Origin of the sequence: Streptomyces sp. NPDC014801, assembly GCF_043082085.1 — a bacterium.
GTDB lineage: Bacteria > Actinomycetota > Actinomycetes > Streptomycetales > Streptomycetaceae > Streptomyces.
Map to the genome: position 1 here is coordinate 81,242 of NZ_JBIBXG010000005.1, position 16,619 is coordinate 97,860.

The window sequence follows — 16,619 nt, forward strand, 5'->3', positions numbered from 1 at the left end:
GCCCCCGGCACCCCGCGCGCTGAGCCGATCGCCCGCACCCGCGCGCCGATCCGATCGCCACCGGCGCGCCGGGCCGGGCCGCCCTCACTTCATCGTCAGGAACCGCTGCACCAGCGAGGCGAACACCACCGCCAGCAGCGGCAGCGCGAACCAGAACGTGCTCTGCAGCCACCGCAGCCGCCGCACGCTCGGCCGGGCCGCCACCCGCACCACCTCACGCGCCGTCAGCAGCAGGATCAGCGCGACGGCGGCGAGCGCGCCGACCACCGACCACGGCGTCCAGGTGATCTGCGGCCCGATCGGGCCGGGGTCGGGCCGGGGCACGGCGTCGGCCGGCTGCTGCCGCAGCGCGTACACGGTCGCGTCCGCGTTGGCGTACACCCGGGTCAGCTCGGGCCGCTTGTCCAGGTTCCGCAGCAGCCGCGGCTGCCAGGTCGCCGAGTAGCCGGCGTCCAGCTCCAGATAGGTGACCTGACTGCGGTTGATCATCAGATACGAGTTCGGGCCCGCGTCCTTGAGCGCCTTGACCAGGCCCGACACCAGGACCGGGTCGCCGGGCGCGAGGGTGGGCACGTACGTCACCTTCTCCATGTCCCGCGCGCCCCACGGCAGCGCCGGCGTCACGTCGTTGACGGGGTCGCTGCTCAGCCACAGCAGCCGCACCGTCGGCTCGTCGTGGGCGTACACGAAGTCCATGGCGGCGACCTCGCCGACCCGGGTGCGCTCGAACGGCTCGTTGCCCCACCGGGCCACCAGGAAGCCGCCCATCAGCAGCAGTCCGGCGACCAGCGCGGCCAGCGGCGCGAGGCTCACCCGGTCCTTCTCGCGTTCCTTCGCGGTGACGCCGGTGCGCGGGAAGAGGGCGAGACCGCCGAGCAGCGCGGCGCCGGGCAGCGCGAACAGGAAGACCCGCAGCGCCATCTCACCGCCGTAGGACTGCATGCCGAAGCCGAGGAACGGCACGAAGGTGAGCACCAGCAGCGACCGCTCCCGGTAGCGGTGCTCGCGCCGCCGCCACCAGCCCCAGCAGGCGAACGCCAGCACGCCGCCGGCCAGCAGCACCCGCGTGTACAGCACCAGCTTGTGCGTGGAGCTGCCGCCCTCGATGCGGCCGGAGACGGACGAGGAGACATTGCCGCCGACCCCGCCGACCCCGCCGAACAGGTCGTCGAAGTGCCCCGACCAGTACGGCTCGGCCATGAAGCCGACCCACACCGCGACCAGCACGGCGAACAGCAGCGGCAGGCCGCGCAGTTCGGACTTGCCGATCAGGACGAGGGCGGCCAGCACGCCCAGCATCACGAACGGGGTGAGCTGGTGCGCGGGCACGCTCGCCGCGTACAGGCCGATCAGCACGCCCAGCAGCACGGCCCGCTGACGGCGGTTCGCGGGCTCCACCTCGGCCTCGCCGGGCCGCCGTCCGGTCCACAGCACCCGCGGGGCGCGGAACCAGACCAGCAGGATCGCCACGAACATCAGGTACAGCAGATAGGTGAAGCCCTGCGGGGAGAAGTAGTCCTGGCCGACCCAGCCGCCCAGCACGAAGATCCACACGCCGGTCCACTTGGCCCGCCAGCTCGCCCGCATCGAGCGCACCAGCAGGAACATCGGGGCCAGGTAGAGCAGCTGGACGGCGGTCGGCCACCAGCGGATCACCCCGGTGAGGTCGTCGATCCCGCACGCCTTCAGCACGAACGCGGCCGCCGCGAAGAACCCCGGCCAGCTCCAGCGGGCGTCCAGGTCCGGGACGGCCGAGCCGGTGCGGTCGATGTAGTCCAGGAAGCCCAGGTGCTGCCAGGCGGTGGCGAAGCGCGGCTGCGTCTCGATCACCGCGGGCAGCGCGTGCAGCGACACGACCGTGGCGAGCAGGGTGACCAGCAGCAGCGCCTTGTGCTCCCGGCCCAGCCACAGCAGCGAGGCGAAGACGGTCACCAGCAGCGCCGCCCCGGCCAGCGTCGGCGCGGGCAGCACCGAGATCAGCCCGAGCCCGCCCATCCGGTCCAGGTCGGCCTCGCCCAGCCGCAGCGCGGGCACCCAGTACAGCAGCAGCGCGGCGGCCAGCAGACAGCCGAGCACCAGGCCGGGACGGGTCGGCACCGGACGCCCGCGGGAGACGGGCGGCTCGGCGGCCACCGGCTCGTCCGCCGCCCCGGGCGCGTCCCCTCCAGCGACGGCCGCCTCCTCCCGTACGACCGCCCGGCCCGCCTCCGCTTCCGCCGCGGTCTGCGCCTTGGCCGCCGCGCCGAAGCCCGCGTCGAAGGCCTCCTCGAACGGGGCGTCGATGTCGGCGGGGCCGAGGGAGGCGTCCGACCCGGGCCGGCGCTCCTCCACGGGCAGTCCGAGCGCCCACTCGGGCACCGTCGGCGTCCCCGCCGGGGGAGTGCCGGGGCCGGGGCGGACGTCGGGACGGCGTTCCTGGTGGTCGAAGTCGACGTGCACGCCGAGCGCGAGGGTGTCCTTGTCCAGCGACCAGGCGGGCCGGCGCGCCCGCACGGGGACCGCGTCCTCGGGGGCGCCCAGGTCCGCGAGGTCGCCGTCGGGCGCGGCCCGGTCCGAGGGCGCCGGCCGCTCCCGGACCGTCCGGTACAGCCGGGGCGCGGCGATCGCGACGATCACCGCCAGCGCGGAGATCTCGGCGACGCCCGCGCCGGTCAGGCCCATCCGCGGGAGCAGCAGCAGCGTCAGCCCGAGCACCAGCACGCACAGCAGGCCCTGCAGCCAGGCGAGTCCGGCGGTGCGGCTCTGCGCGCGCAGCACCGCGAAGTACGTCTCCATCACGACCCGCAGGACCGCGCCGACGGCGAACCAGCGCAGCAGCGGGGTCGCCGCGTCCGCGTAACCGGGCCCGAACACGCCGAGGATCCAGGGGGCGCCGACGAACAGCGCCCCGGCGACCGGCAGCATGATCCGCGCCATGCGCCGCAGCGCGGCGCGGGTATGGGCGGCCAGCCGGGCCGGGTCGTGGGAGCCCTCGACGGTGAGCGAGGCGCCCATGTTGATGGCGAGGAGGTTGCAGGTGCCGCCGATGGTGGTGGTGATGTAGAAGTACGCGTTGTCCCGGGAGCTGACCTGGGAGGCGACGATCACCGGCACCAGGTAGACGACCGCGAGGGAGAACAGCGAGCCGGTGTAGTCGCCGGCCAGGAACCGCCCGATCTCGCCGGGTGTCGGCGGAGCCGCGTGCTCCTCGGTCGCCGCGGCGTGCCGCGGCACCAGCCGGCGGAAGACCAGCCAGCCCAGCGGCAGCACCGAGAAGGCGATCGCGGCGACCCAGGAGACGAACACGCCGGTCGTCGGGATCGCCACCGCGAACGCGACCAGCAGCGCCAGCTTCACGGCGGAGAACACCGTGTTGCCGACCGGCACCCACAGCGCGCTGCGCAGCCCGGTGAGCACCCCGTCCTGCAGGGTGAGGACGTTCCAGGCGACGACGGCCGCGACGAACCCGAGCCCGTTGAGGGTCCCGTGCAGGAAGCGGTACGACGGCCCCCACACGTCCAGCGTGAGCAGGAAGACCCCGGCCGCCAGCGCCACCACCACGGAACTGGCCGTGTAGGTGCGGAAGACGAACCGCCCGGTCGCGCGGCCCGCGACCGGGATGAAGCGGGCGAGGGCGCCGGTGAGGGTCACCGCGGTCAGGCCCGCGAGGAGCTTCATCGCGGCGATCGCGGCGGAGCCCTGCCCGACGGCCGACGCGTCGTACCAGCGGGCGGCGGCCAGCCAGAAGCCGAGGCCGAGCACCGCGGAGATGCCGGTGTTGAGCATCAGCGCGTACGCGTTGCGGAACAGCTGGCTGCCGCCGGGGGAGCCGCCCCGACCGGGCAGCCGCAGCCGGCGCCCCGGCGGCTCGGGTCCGGCCGGCCCGCCGGCCGCTTCCTGGGCTGTGGTCGTCGTGTCAGACACGGGATCTGCTGGCCTTCCGGCGGATCTGGCGGGCTCTGCGGACCATGGCGTACCCCTTGGTCAGGGCGCGGTCCCGGACGAAGGCGCGGGCGATCGCGCGGCCCCTGAGCAGCCGTTCGAACTCCTCGGCGCCGGTGGTGCGGCGCACGGTGACCCGGTGCAGGGCGTACGGCCCCTGACGGCGCCGCGCGAGCGCGTTGCCGACGGCGAGCGCCTGGGCGTACCCGGCGCGGCGGACCGCCTGCCGGACCCGGCGGCTGGAGTAGCCGTAGGGGTAGGCGAACGACACGGGCGGGGCGCCGGTCTCCCCGGCGACGATGTCCCGGCAGCGGGTCAGCTCGCTGTCCAGGCCGGCGTCGCCGAGCTGGTCGAGCTGCGGATGGGTGTGGCTGTGCCCGCCGATCTCCACCCCGGCGCCGGCGAGGGCGCGGACCTGGTCCCAGTCGAGCATGGTGTCCAGGCCGCCGCCCGTGTCGTGCGCGCCGCGCAGCCAGCCGGTGGTGACGAACAGGGTCGCCGGGAAGCCGTGCTCGGCCAGGACCGGCAGGGCGTGCCGGTGCACGCCCTCGTAGCCGTCGTCGAAGGTGATGAGCACCGGCCGCGCCGGCAGCGGGGCGCCGGAGCGCCAGTGCGCCGCCAGCGCCGCCGTGGTGACCGGGGTCAGGCCCAGGTCGCCGACCAGCGCCATCTGCTCGGCGAACGCCTCCGGCGCCACCGACAGGGCACGGGTGGCGTCGCTGGGGGCGGTGGCCACCGAGTGGTACATGAGGATCGGCACGCTCGCCTCAGGCATCGGCGCCTGCCCGGGTCCGCTCCGGTTCGGCGGGCTCGATCCGGCCCACCGAGAACGTCATGGCGCCGCGGCGCGCCCGCACGCTGCCGACGACGTAGCCGCCGGCCGCCGTGAGCACCCCGGCGACGATGGCGCCGGCCCTTCGGGCGCCGCCCGGCCGGCCGAGCAGCGCGTCGCGCAGGCCGCGGGCCACCCCGGCGGGCAGCACCCGTGTGGTGTACCGGCGTTCGGACTCCAGGCCCTTGTCCGCGCCGACGCTGCGGGCCACGAGGGCCTTGGACAGGCCCTCGGCGTAGGTGCGGGTGCGGAAGTAGCCGAAGCGTTCGCGGGCGGCGGGCACCCGGTGGTGGATGACCGCGCGGTCGTCGAGGAGCAGCACCGCGTCGGGGCGGGCCCGGCTGAGCCGGATGCACAGCTCGGTCTCCTCGCAGCCCAGCGGCCGTCTGTCGCCGTCGCGTCCGATGCCGGTGGCGAATCCGCCGGCCGCGTCGAAGGCCGTACGCCGGAAGGAGGCGTTGCCGCCGAGGACGTTGCGCACCCGGGCGCGGCCGCGCGGCAGGCCCTTGTAGGCGCAGCCGACGACCCAGTCGAACTCCTCCGGGAACCAGGCCGGCCGCCGCCCGGACGCCCACACGGGCACGGTACGGCCGCCGACCGCCATGACCCGCGGGTCGGCGTAGCCCTCGGCGAAGTGCCGCAGCCAGTCGCGTTCGGCGACGGCGTCGTCGTCGAGGAAGGCGATCACCTCGCCGCGGGCGGCGGCGATGCCGGTGTTGCGTCCGGCGGACAGGCCGCGCGGCCCGGTGTTGGCGAGGACGCGGACCCGCGGAGTCTCCTTGTACTCGCGGGCGAGGCGGTCGCGCAGCGCCGGGTTGTGGTCGACGACCAGCAGGGTCTCCAGGGCCGGGTACGACTGGGCGCCGACCGAGGAGACCGCCGCGAGGATGTCCTCCCAGCGGTCCTCGGTGTACACGCAGACGACGACCGAGACGGCAGGGGAGTGCGCCAAGGTGCCCGGCGTGCTCAAGACGCCTCTCCCCGGGCCGGGCCGGCCGTGTCGAGCAGCGGCGACTGGCGTTCCTGGCGGCGCAGTTCCCGCCGGTTGGAGCGCTCCTTGAGGATGACCTTCAGCACCCGCAGCCCGTCTCTGACGGCCCGCAGGTTGCTGGTGCCGTGGATGCGCAGGTACTCGTGGCTGGGGATCTCCTGCACCTTCAGACCGGCCTTGACGACGCGGATGTTCATCAGCGTCTCCACTTCGAAGCCGGTGCAGTCCAGCTCGATCTTGTCCAGGCAGTGCCGCCAGAAGGCGTTGTAGCCGTAGCACAGGTCGGTGTACCGGGCGCCGAACTTGCGGTTGACGGCCGTGCACAGCGCCCAGTTGCCCAGCTTGCGGACGAGCGTCATGTCGTCGGTGCCGCCCCCGTTGGCGAACCGGGAGCCCTTGGCGAAGTCGGCGCCGGAGACGAGCGCGGAGACGTAGGAGACGATCTCGCCTCCGTCGGCGGAGCCGTCCGCGTCGACCATCACGATGATGTCGCCGGTGGCGGCCTCGAACCCGGTGATCAGGGCGTCCCCCTTGCCCTTGCCGTGCTGGCGCACGACCTTGACGCCGGGCCACAGGTCGCGGGCGACCTCGACGGTGCCGTCGGTGGAGTTGCCGTCGACCAGGACCACCTCGTGGATCCAGTCCGGCAGGGTCTTGAAGACGTACGGCAGGTTCTCGGCCTCGTTCATGGCCGGTATTACCACGCTGACCGGCGGTGTGATGGCCAGATGCGAGGAGATGGGCCGGTACTTGCCCTCGGTGTGCCCGCCGGGCGTCCGTGCGGCCTCGCTGGGCGACGGCAGAACTGAGCTCATGGTCGGTGTCCCTCTCGTCCGGCGGACCGCCCGCCCCTGGGGCGGCCGCTGAGTGTCCGGTTCGAAAGGGGGGTCCTCACACGCGAAAGGGCGGCATGGCGCCGGTTCTTCGCGGGTGAGCTGGCAAAGCTGGCCGGGCCGCCGCGGAGGGGCGGCAACCGGTCGCGCGGCACGACTCGGTCACAGCAACGGTCACCGAGCACCCCCCTACCGCGCCCCGCCCGGAACGTCGCGGTCCTGAGCCCTCCCCCTGAGCCGCTTGGTGACGGACCGATGCGAGTGAGATATATGACGGTATTGACGATTGAACCATTATGGCAAGACCTGGACGAGGTCTCACGTTTTTGTTGGTTTGACCGTTACCTCCGTCCGGTCGCGCCGGTGTCGGACCGTCACCAGGGCGAGCGTGAGCACGCTGAGCGCGGTCACGGCGACGACTCCGCCGCGCACCGACCAGCGGTGCACGGCGAGCATGCCCTGGGCCACCAGCATGTTCGAAACGATCGCGCCCGCAACGGCGCCCAGCAGCCGACCGAACGGATCCAGCCCGCGCAGCGCGGCGCCGATGGCGGCGGCGGGGGCCGCGAGCAGGAAGAACAGGGTGCACGGGCCGCGCAGCGGCGTGCCGGCGTCCAGCAGTGCGAGCGTCGCACCGATGGCGCCCACGGCCGTGGCGGCGCCCGCGAGCAGCGGTGACAGGTCCCTCCCCGGTCCTGTCCGCGCTCTGTCCGCCCCGTCCGCCGAAGCCGTTGAACCTGTCTTGATACGGATGGTCTGCATTGGCGACTTTGCCCCCCGAAGCGCCGGATGCCGGGCTTCAGAGTCGCGCAGTCGCGAAGGGGCGTCAAGACGCCGACGGGGGCGGCCCCTTGGTCGTCCGGAGTTGAACGACGCATGACCGCCGAAGGAGCGCCGGGGCCCGATTGTGAAGGCTTCCGGGAATTCTTGACATGGACACTTCCCGTCAACACGCGTAGTTGGTACCACGGTTACGGCAGAGATCCTGCTAAAGGGAGGTTCCATGAGACGTTCCCGACTTGTCGTATTCGTGAGCTCGCTCCTCCTCGCCGCGGGCGCCGCCCTCACCGGCGCCGGCGTGGCCCACGCCTCCGAAACCGCCGCGGCCACCGGCTATGTGGCCCTCGGCGACTCCTACTCCTCCGGCGTGGGTGCCGGCAGCTACATCTCCTCCAGCGGTGACTGCGACCGCAGCACGAAGGCGTACCCCTACCTGTGGAACGCCGCCCACGCACCCTCGTCGTTCGCGTTCGTCGCCTGCTCGGGCGCCCGGACGGATGACGTGATGGCGAACCAGATCGGCTCGCTCAGCACCTCCACCGGACTGGTCTCGATCACCATCGGCGGCAACGACGCCGGCTTCGCCGACGTCATGACGACGTGTGTGCTCCAGTCCGACAGCGACTGCATCGCCCGCATCAACACCGCCAAGGCGTACGTGGACTCCACGCTGCCCGGCAAGCTCGACACGGTCTACTCGGCGATCAGCTCCAAGGCGCCCAACGCGCACGTCGTCGTCCTCGGCTACCCCCGCTTCTACAAGCTCGGCACGACCTGCCTCGGCCTGTCCGAGACCAAGCGCTCCGCGATCAACGGCGCGTCGGACTACATCGACGCCGCCATCGCCCGCCGCGCCGCCGCCCACGGCTTCACCTTCGGCGACGTCCGCACCACCTTCACCGGCCACGAGATCTGCTCCGGCAGCTCCTGGCTGCACAGCGTCAACTGGCTCAGCGTCGGCGAGTCCTACCACCCCACCGCCGCCGGCCAGTCGGGCGGCTACCTGCCGGTCCTGACCAACTCCTGAGACCGGCCGGCTTCCGCCGGCCGCGCGCACCCGCCCGAGACCGGCCCGCCGGGTCCCGACTCCTCACGGGGATCCGGAGGCCGAAGGCGTGGGGGAGGTCCCGCCCGTCGGGGTCTCCCCCACGCACGTCACCGAGAACGGCACCTGGTTCGAGGTGACCCGCACCGGCGCGCGCACCTCCACCCCCAGCGCGTTGCGGTACGTGCCGGTCGCGTCGTACGTCGTCACGCTCACCCGGTCCTGCCGCGTCCGCTCCCCGCCCTCGGGGAACGACAGCGTCTTCCAGCCGGTGTCCGTCACCTCGCCGTCCCGCGCCACCCACCGGTACTCCACCTGCGCGGGCAGCCGCCCCACCGTGAACGTCGCCGTGAACGCCGGCGCCCCGGCACCGGGCGGCGGGCACGTGCCGGTGTAGTCCGTGTGCCGGCCCGTGACCGTCACCGTCACCGACTGCGGCGGCGCGGACGACGTGGGCGGGGCGCTGCTGCGGCCGGCCGTCGGGCTCGGTGTGTCCTGCCGCCGCGTCTGCTCCTGGCTGGGGGCCGGCGAGGGGGTCTGCCGCGCCGTCGTGGCCGCGGCGCTCCCGCCGCCGTGACCGCCGTTCCCGTGCAGCAGGGCGTACGTCAGCCCGCCGGCCGCCAGCGCGAGGGCGGCCAGCCCCGCCACCAGCAGGCCGGCGCCCCGGCGGCGGCGCTCCTCCGGCTCCGCCTCCTCGTCGTACACGGGCCCGGGCGCGGGCAGCGGCGGGGTGGGCGGCGGCTCCTCGCGAAGGCCCGCCGGCACCGGGGCGTACGGCCCGAGGGCCACCGTCCGCGCGCGGGAGTCGCCGCCCGCCGAGGGAGCGCCTCCGGCGCCGATCACCCGCAGGTCCCGCTCGGCCACCTCCGCCGGCAGCCGCTCGGCCGGGTCCTTGCGCAGCAGCCCGGCGATCACCGGGGCGAGCGGGCCCGCCCGGTGGGGCGGCGGCAGCTCCTCGTCGACGATCGCCCGCAGCGTGGTCAGCGGAGTGTCCTGGCGGAACGGGGAGTGGCCCTCGACCGCCGCGTACAGCAGCACGCCCAGCGACCACAGGTCCGACTCCGGGCCCGGCCTGCGGCCCAGCGCCCGCTCCGGCGCGAGGAACTCCGGGGAGCCGATCACCTCACCGGTCATGGTCAGCGCCGAGCTGCCCTCCACCAGCGCGATGCCGAAGTCGGTCAGCACCACCCGGCCGTCGTTGGCCAGCAGCACGTTCGCCGGCTTCACGTCCCGGTGCAGCACCCCGACCTCGTGCGCGGCCCGCAGCGCGGCCAGCACCTCGGCGCCGATGTGCGCGGCCCGCTGCGGGGTGAGCGGCCCCTCCGCGTCCAGCAGCTCGGCCAGCGAGATGCCGCGGACCAGCTCCATCACGATCCAGGGGCGGCCGTCCTCGGTGGCCACGTCGTACACCGTGACCACGTTGCGGCTGGTCACCCGGGCCGCCGCCCACGCCTCGCGCTCCAGGCGGGCGTACATGCGCTCCACGTCGGAGGCCGGCAGCCCCGCCGGGGCGCGCACCTCCTTGACGGCGACCTCGCGGTGCAGCACCTCGTCACGGGCCCGCCACACCGTGCCCATGCCGCCCTGGCCGAGCGGGGACAGCAGACGGTAGCGACCCGCGATCAGCCGTTCACGGCCCGGATCTCCGGACACGGGCGCCCCCATTCGCATCCGGGCGGACATCCCTGCTCCTTCTTGAAAGTAACTCACCCGAGGGCCGTTGCCGCCCCTTTGAGCAGCAATCCGGCGCCCAGGGCCACGACGACGGACGCCGACCCCAGCGGCGCCGCCCGCCGCACCAGTGCCGCCGCCGGACCCCGGGACCAGCGCGGCCGCCGCTCCAGCGCCCGCGCCGCCGTGCCGCCCAGCCGCACCACGGCCACCCCGGCCGCGGTGAGCGTCAGGGCGAGCCCGGCGCCGTACGCCACGACCAGCAGCAGCCCGAACCAGGCCCGGCCCAGCGCGGCCGCCCCCACGAGCACGACCACGGCCGAGGGACTGGGCACCAGCCCGCCGGCGAACCCGAGCAGCAGGGTGCCGCGGAGCGTGGGGGAGGCGGGGGCGTGCTCGTGGTGGTGGTGACCGCCACCGTGACCGTCACCATGACGCTGACCGTCACCGTGACGGTGGTGATCCCCAGGGCCATGGTCGTGGCCCCCGTGGTGGTGGTCGTGGTCCCCGTGGTGATGGCCGTGGTCCCCGTGGTGATGGTGGTGCGCCCGGCCCCGCCACGCCCGGCGTACGAGGGTCACGCCCGCCGCGGTCACCAGGGCGCCGCTCATGACGCCCAGCCAGGCGATCACCGAGGGCGCCGCGGCGGAGCCCGCGGTGACCAGGAGGCCGAGGACGACGACACCGAGGGTGTGCGTGACCGTGACGGACGCGGCGAGCGGCAGGACGTCGCGCAGCCGCGCCCGGCCGCCCCGTGCGGTCGCCGTCGCGGCCATCACGGTCTTGCCGTGGCCCGGCGCCAGCGCGTGCAGCGCGCCCAGCGCCACCGACGCGAGCAGCGCCAGCGCGGCGAAGGAGGCGGTGAGGTCGTGCCGGGCGACCAGGCCCTCCAGGGCGCGGGTGAACCGGTCGGCGCCGCGCGGCAGCACCGAGGCGGCCGGCGCGTCCGGGGCCGCACGGTCCGCGGCGAGGGCGGGTCCGCCGGGCCGCACGCGCAGGGACGCGGTCGTGGTGTGCGCCGGGGAGGAGAGCAACTCCTGCGGATACACCGTCAGTTCGCGGGACGGGGAGACCTCGGGCACGTCGGACGCGGTGAGCGTCGTCCGGTCGCCCCGCGCGGTGATCTCCCGCCAGCCCGGCCCCGAGGAGGTGTCCGCGCCGCGGAAGCCGACGGCGACGGCCCGGCCGCCGGGGAGAGGAGCCGTCAGCCGGCACCGCACGCGCAGCGTGTGCAGCCCCGCCTGCCCGGGCCGCAGCCGGGCCTCCGCGTGCCCGGCGGTCAGGGCGACTCGGCGGCCGTCCACGGTGACCCGGCTGCCCTCGGCGGCCGCGGCGCACCGGGCGCGGGCCCAGCCGTCCAGGCCCAGCCGCTCGATGTCCGGCCGTGCCTGGGTCGCCGGGATCTCGGCGAGGTCCTCGACATGGTCGACGCGCAGCGTGCCGGGGGCGGCGACGAGGCCGTCGTACCGGTTGACGGTGAAGTTGCCGAGGGGGTGCGCGCTCGCGTCCGCGGCCGGCAGCAGTGCGAGCGCGGCGGCCGCCAGCAGGACGGCGGCGCCCGGGAGGAGCCTCACCGCGTCACCTCCGCGCGGGCCGTGCGGGCCCCCAGCGGGGAGAACCCCGGGTTGAGCCTCAGCGCCGCCGCGAGGTGGGTGCGCGCCTCGGCGTGGTGGCCGGTGGCCCGCTCGATCATGCCCAGGTGGTAGAGGAACACGGCGTTGCGGTAGCCGGTGGCGACGGCCCGCCGGGCGTGCGGCAGGGCCTCGGCGTCCCGCCCGTCGACGTGCAGCGCCCAGGCGAGCGCGTCCTCGGTGTGCACGGTGCGGCGGCGGGCCCACTCGGCGCGCGCGGCGCGCAGGGCGGCGGCCCGGTCGCCGTGGTCGGCGGCCGCGAGCGCGGTGTCCAGGTCGGCGTTCACGCCGTTGGCGCGGGCCAGCGCGGTCCACGCGTCGACCAGGGCGTACTGCTCGCGGGCCTTGCCCCGCTCGCCGCGGTCCTCGTACAGCTCGCCGAGCGCGACCAGCGCCGCGGGCAGGGGAGCCCGGGAGACGACCTGTTCCAGGTCCCGGATCGCGGCGTCCCGGTCGCCGAGCGCGGCCCGGGCGCGCGCCCGGCCCTCCAGGGCGGGCAGATAGCCGTCGTCGGCGGCCAGGGCGCGGGCGTAGTGCCGCAGCGCGCCCGGGTAGTCGCCCTGGTTCCAGGCGAGCTGGCCGAGCTGCGCGGAGACGTAGGCGATGTCGCCGGGCGCGGTCGCCGACGCCAGGGCCTGCTCCAGCACCCGGCGGGCCGTGGCCACGTCACCGCGCAACTCCCGCACGTACGCGTACCGCGTGAACACCGGCACCCCGGGCCGCCGCGCGTCCGCGGTGTCGGCGGCCCGTACCGCCTCGTCGTACCGGCCGAGTTCGACGAGGGCGTCGATCCGGCTGCACAGGGCGCGCTCGCCGTACGGGTTGCGCGCGAGCGCCCGGTCCGCGTCGGCGAGGGCACCGGCGAAGTCGTGCCGGGCGGCGGCGAGCGCGGCCCGGCCGGCCAGGGCCGCGTCGTTGCCCGGCCGCAGGGCCAGTGAGCGGCGCAGCGCCTGCTCGGCCCGCGGGTAGCGGGAGGGATCGGCGGTGGTGCGGGCCTGCTCGACGTACGCCAGGCCCAGAGTGGCCCAGCCGGTCGCGTCCCGGGGCTGGGCGCGCAGCCGGGACTGCAGGGCCGTGACGGTCGCGTCCAGGTCGCCGTGCAGCAGGGCGGGCTCGGACACGGCGCCGGGCGCGGCGGCGACGCTCACGTCCGTGCCGTCCCGCGCGCCGCCCAGCGCGATCGACCCGCCGGTCAGCGCGACGGCCAGCAGGGCGGCGCAGCCAAGGCCGCGCACCAGTCCTTCCGGCTTCCGAACAATCATGAGCGTCTCCGTGGTCCGGTTCAGTACGGCCGCCGCACGCGCCGGCGCCACCACGCCAGGCCGGTGCCGATCAGCAGGACGCCGGCGGCGCCCGAGGCGGCGGACGCGGCGATCAGAGTGGTGTTCCGGGACTCCCCGGCGGGCTGCAGCGCGTCGCCGAGCCGGCTGCGCACGTCCGTTCCGCCGCTCGTGCCCTTGGCGAGCGGTCCGCGCGAGCCCTCGGTCGGCTCGGCCAGATACGGGAAGGTGTGGCCGAACTCCTTGTCGTTGGCGTCGACCGCGTCCCCCAGGTCGTTCTTCGATCCGACCAGTTCGCCCTCCACGACCTGCAGGGCGGCGTCGACCACGTCGTCGGTGAGCCGGCGGCCGTTGGGGAAGCCCGCGGTGTCGCCGTCGAGGACGCCGAGCCGCTTGGGGTGCATGGCCGGCTTGACGGAGGTGTTCAGCCGCAGTTCCTCGGCCGGGGTGACGTGCGGCGGCTGGTTGAGGCCCGGCACGCCCTTGAGGAAGACGTCGACGAGGTCGTTGCGCGGTTCGGCCGGCGCCTTGATCTTGTAGATCGACTCGATGAGCCTGGGCAGCTCGGGGTTGGTGACATTCTTCAGGAACCGCGCGTCCTGCCACGGCGAGGAGGCGTTGAAGGTGTCCTTGTCCTTCTGCGGGTTGACGACCTCGTTGACGAGCGGGTTGCCGAGCCGGGAGACCTGCGCGTACGAGCCGTGCGCGGTGCGGCGCTGGGTGGTGGACCAGATGCCGACCACCGGCTGGTGCGCCGACTCGGTGAGCAGGTGGGTGGGGACCTGCAGGGCGATGGAGTTGACGTTGTAGCCCTTGAGGGTGTCGTTGCCGACCTCGGAGAGGTTGCCGCCGTACAGCAGGTCGAAGACGCGCAGGTCGAGGAAGAACGGGTCGTCCGCCTGCCCGGCGAACGTCACCGCCCCGTTCGGGAGTTGGTGCACGGCCTGGTCGCGCAGCTTGCCGTAGTCGGGCATGGACGCCTTGCCGACGTTCGACGGCGCCACCGGGACGTCGTCGGCGATCTTCGTCTTGGACATCACGTGCTGGTTCCTCAGCCGGATCAGCTCGATGTCGTACGTCTGCGTCACGTTCAGGTCGGGGTCGTCGAGGCTGTCGACCGGGCCGGTGTTGTAGAGGAACGTGTGCTTGTTGCGCACATGGGTCTTGAAGGTGTACCGGAAGAGCAACTCCCCTTGCGCGTCGCCGTTGTTGTCGATGTGCAGGTCGTACTGGGCGTCCTCGGCGAAGGGGTAGAAGTTCGGCCCGCCGGCCGGCTCCTCGAAGGGGATCCAGTCGGCGACGATCGTCGTGGTGTCCGGCCGGTCCGGGCTGACGAACGCGTACAGGTCCGTGTTGTCGTACTGCGGGGTGCCGGAGATCAGCGGGGCCTCGCGATGGCTGGAGGCGTGCGCCGCCTGCGGGGTCAGCGCGGTGGTGCCGGCGGCCGCGAGCCCGCCGGCCGCCAGTGCCCCGCAGATCAGCGCCGCGAGACCGCCGCGCGTGCGGCCCTTGCTGGAGATGGGTGTCATACCGTCCGTCCTGTGTGCCGGCTTGCCTGACATCCGGGATTCGCGGTGGCCGGGCGTGCGGATTGGTCCGGCCGGGAAATTCATCTCGCGGCCGTGGGACCCGCGTTTTCGCGCCGCTGATCCGTAACACCGTCCGGAGGTGCGTTCGGTGCGGATGCATGGAGTGCGGGGACGGGGCGGCCGGTGCGGCCGGCGGGAGGGGGACCGCGTGGCGGCGGACGAGCTGCTGGTGCGGGTGGCGGGCGGTGATCAGCTCGCCTTCGAGGAGTTGTACGGCCTGGTCGCCGGGCCGGTGTTCGGGCTGGTGCGGCGCGTCGTGCGGGACACGGCCCAGGCGGAGGAGGTGGCGCAGGAGGCGCTGCTGGAGCTGTGGCGGTCCGCCGCCCGGTTCGACCCCCGGCGCGGCAGCGCGCTCGCCTGGGTCCTCACCCTCGCCCACCGCCGGGCCGTGGACCGGGTGCGCAGCGCCCGCGCGGCCGGCGAACGCGAGCAGCGCGAGGCCCTGCGCGCCTCCTCGCCCGCCTTCGACCAGGTCACCGAGGAGGTCGAGGCCGGTCTGGAACGGGAGTGGGTGCGCCGCTGCCTGGACCGGCTGACGGCCCTTCAGCGGCAGTCTGTCACCCTCGCCTACTACGACGGCTACACCTACCGCGAGGTGGCCGAGCGCCTGTCCCTGCCCCTTGGCACGGTCAAGACACGGATGCGCGACGGGCTGACCCGCCTGCGCGAGTGCCTCGGGGGTGCGGCATGAGCCGCCCCGGACGGCCGCGCGCGCCCCGCGGGAGCCTGCTCGCCGCACGTCGCCGGTGCGTCACCGGCCGCCGTCGTGACCGCGCCGGCTGCCGCGTCCCGTCGGTCTCGCCGCTCGCCGCCCCGGAGGGTGCCGTATGAGTGTGTTCGGACGGCTGCTGCGGCGCGGGGAGCCGCACTCCCTCGCCGCGCCCTACGCCCTCGACGCCCTGGAACCCGCCGAACGGATCCGCTTCGAGCGGCATCTCGCCCGCTGCGCCCGGTGCGCCGCCGAGGTGCGCGACCTCACCGAGGACGCCGTACGGCTCGCCTGGTCCGCGGCCGCCCCGGCGCCGCCCGCGCTGCGTGAACGGGTGCTGGCCGCCGTACGCGCCCTACCGCAGGAGCCGGCCGCGGAGCGGGACGGGGCGTCCCGGCTGCCGCCGCATGTGTGGGGCACGCAGCCACCCCCGGCGCGCACCCGTGCGCCCCGGCCGCGCCCCCTGCTGGTGCCGCTGGCCACCGCGACGGCCGCAGCGGCGCTCGTGGTCGCCTCCCTGTTCGCCGTCCAGGCCCAGCAGACCCGGGACCGGCTGGACGCCGAGCGGGACCGGGGACGTGAGATCGCCCACGTTCTGGCCGCCCCGGACGCCCGGGCGGCGACCGGCCGGGACGCGAAGGGCCGGACGATCGGAGTGATCGCTTCCGTATCCGAGGGCCGGGCCGTGATCACGCTCCGCGGATACGGGACCCCGCCCGGCGGGCGCGTGCACCAGCTGTGGCTCATGCGCCCCGGCGCACGGCCCCGTTCCCTCGGGCTCCTCGGCGGCGACACGCCCTTGGTCGCCACCGGTCTGACGCAGGAGGCGACGTCACTCGCTGTGACCGTCGAGCCGGGCGGCGGCTCAGCGCAGCCCACCAGCAGGCCCGTTGTCCAACTCGCCCTGGATTCGGTCGGATTCGGAGAGTAATCAAAGTGGCATCGTCAACCCCCTTACAGGGAAGGTGAATCCTGTGGCCGCGATACACGGGTGCCCCACCGGGGCGATAGGGTTACCCTGCCCGGGCCGGGTGGACTCGTACGGGTGGGGAGTGACATGGAACAGATAACGATGCGCAGCAGGGCCAGGGTCCCTGCGATCACCTGCGGGAGCAGCGCGACCAGTTCGCGCCTCGACCGCCACCTCTCGGTGCTCGGCGGCCCCGCCATACCGCAACGCGAGACGGTCGAGGCGACCTCGCTGATGCGTGAACTGACGACGCGTGACACCGCGCACGGCGGCACCGCCCGGCGGTCCCGGGTGAGCGGCGTCTCGCTGTTCGCACCGCTGCGCCGGCTGCGCCGCTCGCTGTTCGGCGGCAACCGGCACTGACGGT

At 74.5% G+C, this 16,619-nt stretch carries 13 protein-coding genes; 4 read left to right on the top strand and 9 right to left on the bottom strand.

Annotated features, from left to right (window positions below; all coding sequences use genetic code 11):
• Nucleotides 1-84: 84 nt before the first annotated feature.
• From ACF1AL_RS12710 to ACF1AL_RS12730, 5 genes are all read right to left on the bottom strand, one after another.
• Nucleotides 85-3,903: a lipopolysaccharide biosynthesis protein gene (locus ACF1AL_RS12710; protein ID WP_391825916.1), complete on the bottom strand. Its 3,819-nt coding sequence runs from the start codon at nt 3,901-3,903 to the stop codon at nt 85-87.
• The gene (locus ACF1AL_RS12715) at nt 3,896-4,696 is read right to left on the bottom strand and encodes a polysaccharide deacetylase family protein (RefSeq protein WP_391780536.1); all 801 of its coding nucleotides are present in this window, start codon (nt 4,694-4,696) and stop codon (nt 3,896-3,898) included. The genes ACF1AL_RS12710 and ACF1AL_RS12715 overlap by 8 nt, the downstream gene beginning before the upstream one ends.
• Complete coding sequence (locus tag ACF1AL_RS12720; protein WP_391780537.1) at nt 4,689-5,723, bottom strand: glycosyltransferase; 1,035 nt, start codon at nt 5,721-5,723, stop codon at nt 4,689-4,691. The genes ACF1AL_RS12715 and ACF1AL_RS12720 overlap by 8 nt, the downstream gene beginning before the upstream one ends.
• Nucleotides 5,720-6,559, bottom strand: a complete 840-nt coding sequence (locus ACF1AL_RS12725) for a glycosyltransferase family 2 protein (RefSeq protein ID WP_391825917.1) — start codon at nt 6,557-6,559, stop codon at nt 5,720-5,722. The genes ACF1AL_RS12720 and ACF1AL_RS12725 overlap by 4 nt, the downstream gene beginning before the upstream one ends.
• Nucleotides 6,560-6,895: 336 nt before the next feature.
• Nucleotides 6,896-7,225, bottom strand: coding sequence for a hypothetical protein (locus ACF1AL_RS12730; protein WP_391703036.1), 330 nt, complete (start codon nt 7,223-7,225; stop codon nt 6,896-6,898).
• A gap of 355 nt (nt 7,226-7,580) precedes the next feature.
• Here ACF1AL_RS12730 and ACF1AL_RS12735 point away from each other — a divergent pair, with 355 nt between their 5' ends.
• Nucleotides 7,581-8,384 carry an SGNH/GDSL hydrolase family protein gene (locus ACF1AL_RS12735; RefSeq protein WP_391825918.1) on the top strand — a complete coding sequence of 268 codons (804 nt, stop codon included), beginning with the start codon at nt 7,581-7,583 and terminating at the stop codon, nt 8,382-8,384.
• Nucleotides 8,385-8,447: 63 nt separating this feature from the next.
• On the opposite strand, the gene ACF1AL_RS12740 is transcribed toward ACF1AL_RS12735, so the two are convergent.
• The 4 genes from ACF1AL_RS12740 to ACF1AL_RS12755 are packed head-to-tail and all read right to left on the bottom strand — an operon-like array spanning nt 8,448 to nt 14,513.
• Nucleotides 8,448-10,073: a serine/threonine-protein kinase gene (locus ACF1AL_RS12740; protein WP_391826114.1), complete on the bottom strand. Its 1,626-nt coding sequence runs from the start codon at nt 10,071-10,073 to the stop codon at nt 8,448-8,450.
• 35 nt (nt 10,074-10,108) lie between these two features.
• Complete coding sequence (locus ACF1AL_RS12745; protein WP_391825919.1) at nt 10,109-11,647, bottom strand: nickel transporter; 1,539 nt, start codon at nt 11,645-11,647, stop codon at nt 10,109-10,111.
• Nucleotides 11,644-13,020: a tetratricopeptide repeat protein gene (locus ACF1AL_RS12750; protein WP_391780540.1), complete on the bottom strand. Its 1,377-nt coding sequence runs from the start codon at nt 13,018-13,020 to the stop codon at nt 11,644-11,646. Before ACF1AL_RS12750 ends, ACF1AL_RS12745 begins: the two co-directional genes overlap by 4 nt.
• A complete protein-coding gene (locus ACF1AL_RS12755; protein WP_391780541.1) occupies nt 12,987-14,513 on the bottom strand; it encodes a DUF4331 domain-containing protein in 1,527 nt (508 codons plus the stop codon). The genes ACF1AL_RS12750 and ACF1AL_RS12755 overlap by 34 nt, the downstream gene beginning before the upstream one ends.
• Nucleotides 14,514-14,721: 208 nt before the next feature.
• Here ACF1AL_RS12755 and ACF1AL_RS12760 point away from each other — a divergent pair, with 208 nt between their 5' ends.
• The 3 genes from ACF1AL_RS12760 (at nt 14,722) to ACF1AL_RS12770 (ending at nt 16,615) form a co-directional block, all read left to right on the top strand.
• Complete coding sequence (locus tag ACF1AL_RS12760; RefSeq protein ID WP_391825920.1) at nt 14,722-15,264, top strand: sigma-70 family RNA polymerase sigma factor; 543 nt, start codon at nt 14,722-14,724, stop codon at nt 15,262-15,264.
• A gap of 136 nt (nt 15,265-15,400) precedes the next feature.
• Nucleotides 15,401-16,213, top strand: coding sequence for an anti-sigma factor domain-containing protein (locus ACF1AL_RS12765; protein WP_391780543.1), 813 nt, complete (start codon nt 15,401-15,403; stop codon nt 16,211-16,213).
• A gap of 126 nt (nt 16,214-16,339) precedes the next feature.
• A complete protein-coding gene (locus ACF1AL_RS12770) occupies nt 16,340-16,615 on the top strand; it encodes a hypothetical protein (RefSeq protein ID WP_384207691.1) in 276 nt (91 codons plus the stop codon).
• Nucleotides 16,616-16,619: the final 4 nt, after the last annotated feature.